Genomic DNA, 3,801 nt, shown 5'->3' with positions numbered 1-3,801 from the left:
GGGCTATGCTGGAAAATCTCAAGGATTTTGAGGCGCGGAAGGGTCGCCTTGAGCCCGATATTCTTGAGATCGGTTGGATTGGTCATGGCAAGGGATCCCTAGAGTACAATGCTGGGCTCTCATAGTAATGTGTTTTTGCCGTTCTGGTCATCTTCGATGGAATGAAGCGCGGCTCGTCAGCGGGCCCGCACGGTGAGTGAAATGATTTCTAAATCTCAATTGATTTACCGGGGGAGCCGCATGCGGGGTACCTTGATCGCTGTTGCGACTGTCGCGGTTCTTGCCGGATGTTCCACATACGACAGCCTGACCCAGCGCATCGCCCAGAGCATTACGCCGTATCGCATTACCGTTGTGCAAGGTAATTTCGTGTCGCAGGAAATGGCTGACCAGATGAAGGTCGGCATGACGCGCGCGCAGGTGCGCCAGGTGCTCGGTACACCGCTTCTCACCGACATGTTCCACGCCGATCGGTGGGACTACGTGTTCTACTTCAAGCGCGGCTCGACGTCGATCGTCCAGCAGCGCGACTTCGTCGTGTTCTTCTCGGGTGACCTCGTGACCCACTGGACCGGCGGCGAAGATCTTCCGACCAATCTCGAATTGCTGGCTGAAATCGACGGCGACCGGCGCGGCCGGCGGCCGATCGCGGCGCCGGTGCGCGCGGCGAGTGCGGCCGAAGCTGCGAACGCAGTGGCCGCCAGCGACGCCGCAGCGGCGGCAGCGCCGACCGCGATCGACACGACGCGCTCGCCGTCGGTCGACGGTGCGGTTGGCGCGGCCGCGCCGCCGTCCATGGACGCCAACGCGGAAGCCGCGCAGGCCGCCAATCGCGCGACCAGCGCGGCGTCCCCGTCGGGCGGTGTGCCGTCCGTGCGCTCCGGCGTGCCGACCACGAACGCGGGCGGCATCCCGACGCAAGGTCCGTCGGCAGCTGGCCAGCCACAGTTCCAGTTCCATCGTCCACCGCCGCCCGCGCCTACGGTGCAAAGCAATCCGGTCGGTCCGACGGGCTCGCCAAGTAGCGGCGGGCCGAACGCACAGCCCAGCGGCTCTGCGCCTGCGGCGGGAACGAGCGACTGATTTGCAGCAGGTGTTGCGGGGGAGCGGCGCGTAGCGCGTTACGCTCGCTGGAATTTCCGCTCATGTGGTGGCGGGCCGCGTCCAGGGTATGTCGCCTGAATGCGTTGCGCGGGGTTGCCTGATAACGCTTGCCTGATAGGGGCTGCTCGAGAAAGTTGCTCAGGCGATTTGCCTGAACGGTGCGCTCGGGGGGGCAATCTGCGCTGCATCTCCGGTGCGTTCGCCTGATGTGCTTCCCGGGACGTTCCCAGTTATATCTTTCGAATCGTCATCGTCATGAAAATTGCCATTGCTGGCGCATCGGGCCGGATGGGCCGCATGCTCATCGAGACCGTCCTCAACGATACCGGCGCCACGCTGTCCGGCGCGCTGTGCCGCAGCGGCGCGATGCAGATCGGCCAGGACGCCGGCGCGTTCCTCGGCAAGCAGACCGGTGTGCTGCTCACTGATGACATCGAGCGCGTATTCGCCGAGTCCGACTACCTGATCGACTTCACGCGTCCGGGTGCAACGCTCGCGCACGTCGAAGCGGCGCAGCGTCATAACGTCAAAATGGTGATTGGCACGACCGGCTTCGACAACGAGCAGAAAGCGCGGCTGCGCGCGGCGGCGGAGAATATTGGCATCGTGTTTGCGTCGAATATGAGTGTCGGCGTGAACGTGACGCTGAAGCTGCTCGAATACGCGGCGCGGCAATTGGCAACCGGCTACGACATCGAGATCATCGAGGCGCATCACCGTCACAAGGTCGACGCGCCGTCCGGCACCGCGTTGACGATGGGCGAAGTGATCGCGAACGCGCTCGGCCGCAATTTCGACGACTGCGCGGTGTACGGCCGCGAAGGCGTGACCGGCGAGCGCGATCCATCCACGATCGGCTTCTTGGCGATTCGCGGCGGCGATATCGTCGGCGACCATACGGTGCTGTTCGCGGGCATCGGCGAGCGCATCGAAATCACGCACAAGGCGGCGAGCCGTCTGTCGTATGCTCAAGGTGCGCTTCGTGCTGTACGCTTTCTCGAAGGGCACGCAACGGGCTTCTTCGACATGCAGGACGTGCTCGGCCTGCGTTGAGCGGGCCGGTTGTTGCGCAACGGGCGCGCGGCGTCCGGCGGGCGCTCCTGAAGTCACTTTCGCACGGCGAGGTCAGATGGCAGGCAGCAGCGGCATCATCCATTACCTGCAAACGAGCGACGCGATCACGCATGGTGTCGCGTATGTGCTGCTGGCCATGTCGATTGCGAGCTGGTGCTTTCTGATCGTCAAAAGCTGGATCCTCACGCGCGCGAAGCGTCAGGCCACCCCGGCGATCGCACAGTTCTGGCAGGCGCCGACGCTCGCCGAAGGCGTCGCTGTGCTGCGGCGCACCGACCGCGAGCGCGTATTCGCGCCGCTCGCCGAAGCAGCGCTGCACGCGGCCGAGGTGGATATTCCGGGCCCGCTGCTCGCCCGCGTCGACCGGGGCGACCGGGTGCTGCGGGCGTTGCGCCAGGCGCTCAGCGCATCGCAGCGGCGGCTCGAATTCGGCCAGGTATTGCTCGCGTCGGTTGGCAGCACCGCGCCGTTCGTGGGCCTGCTCGGCACCGTATGGGGCATCTATCACGCGCTCGGCAGTATCGCGGCGAGCGGCCAGGCGCAAATCGAAAACGTCGCCGGGCCCGTCGGCGAGGCACTCATCATGACCGCGTTCGGCCTCGTGGTCGCGATTCCGGCAGTGCTCGCGTACAACGTGCTGGGGCGACTCGGGCGGCAATTGTCGGAGGAACTGGACGGGTTCGCGCACGACCTGCATGCCTACGCGTGCGCGCCGGCTGAGCCGGCTCAGGCGCCGATCCGCTCGCATCAGGCTTCGGCCCACTAGTGTCCCGAGTTGGAAAAACGAGGCAATCAATTTCTCATTCTGGACACTAGAGACGAACGTCCACGCGGAAAGCTCAGGAGGCGAAATGGCATTCGGCGGACTGGAAAAAAAGCAGACGGCGGCGCCGATGGCCGAGATCAACATGACGCCGCTGATCGACGTGATGCTGGTGCTGCTGGTGATTTTCATCATCACGGCGCCCTTGTTCACGCATGCGATCCGGCTCGATCTGCCGAAGGTCGCTGCAGCGCCCGCGCGCCAGACACCGCAAACCATTTCCCTTTCAATCGATGCCGCCGGCAAGCTGTACTGGAACGGCAACGTCATTACGCTCGCGCAGATGCGCGGGCGGTTCGCGCAAGCGGGCAAACAGGCCGAGCAGCCGGAGATTCAACTGCGCGCGGAGCGCGCGACGCGCTATGAGGTGATCGCGCAGGTGATGGGCGCGGCACAGCAGGCGGGGCTCGAGCGGATCGGTTTTGTGACGGACCCGCCGCCGCCGGACGCCGCGCGTTAAATTGGGCAACCGTTGCGCTGTCGTTGCGCGCCGCGCGCGGACCGGCCCGCAGCACGCCTGCACGAATTCGGCACCACGCCCGCGCCATGCCCGCAAGAGTCCGGTACGAGTCGGGCGGGAGTCGGGCGAGAGTCCCGCAAGAGTCCCGCAAGAGTCCGCTACTAGTCGGGCATGAGTCGGAAGGAGTCGGGAAAGAGCCGGGCAAAAGTCGAGCAAGAGTCGGACCCGAGTCAGGCACGAACCCGGCGCGGGTCTCGCATCTAGCCGCACCACGCCAGCACGCATCGGGCACCACACCGCACACCACCCACACCACGCAGCGCGGCGTACCCCTCCGCGA

4 protein-coding genes and 1 pseudogene are annotated in these 3,801 nt (G+C 65.3%); 4 read left to right on the top strand and 1 reads right to left on the bottom strand.

Annotated features, from left to right (window positions below; genetic code table 11):
* Positions 1-86: pseudogene (locus VGH68_RS20435) on the bottom strand (transcriptional repressor); the annotation flags it as partial.
* A 154-nt stretch (positions 87-240) separates the two neighbouring features.
* On the opposite strand from VGH68_RS20435, the gene bamE reads away from it, so the two are divergent.
* The 4 genes from bamE to VGH68_RS20415 all read left to right on the top strand — a co-directional run bounded on the left by bamE (position 241) and on the right by VGH68_RS20415 (position 3,461).
* Positions 241-1,083 (top strand): outer membrane protein assembly factor BamE, encoded by an 843-nt coding sequence (gene bamE / locus VGH68_RS20430; RefSeq protein WP_331605508.1) that lies wholly within the window; start codon positions 241-243, stop codon positions 1,081-1,083.
* A gap of 276 nt (positions 1,084-1,359) precedes the next feature.
* On the top strand, positions 1,360-2,157 hold the full coding sequence (dapB, locus tag VGH68_RS20425; protein ID WP_331605507.1) for a 4-hydroxy-tetrahydrodipicolinate reductase: 798 nt from the start codon (positions 1,360-1,362) through the stop codon (positions 2,155-2,157).
* Positions 2,158-2,233: 76 nt separating this feature from the next.
* Positions 2,234-2,944 (top strand): MotA/TolQ/ExbB proton channel family protein, encoded by a 711-nt coding sequence (locus VGH68_RS20420; RefSeq protein WP_331605506.1) that lies wholly within the window; start codon positions 2,234-2,236, stop codon positions 2,942-2,944.
* Positions 2,945-3,029: 85 nt separating this feature from the next.
* The gene (locus VGH68_RS20415) at positions 3,030-3,461 is read left to right on the top strand and encodes an ExbD/TolR family protein (protein ID WP_331605505.1); all 432 of its coding nucleotides are present in this window, start codon (positions 3,030-3,032) and stop codon (positions 3,459-3,461) included.
* Positions 3,462-3,801 lie beyond the last annotated feature (340 nt).

Source organism: Paraburkholderia sp. (assembly GCF_036488505.1).
Taxonomy (GTDB): Bacteria; Pseudomonadota; Gammaproteobacteria; order Burkholderiales; family Burkholderiaceae; genus Paraburkholderia.
The sequence above is the reverse complement of the archived record's forward strand: the minus strand, read 5'-3'. Positions and strand labels throughout refer to the sequence as shown.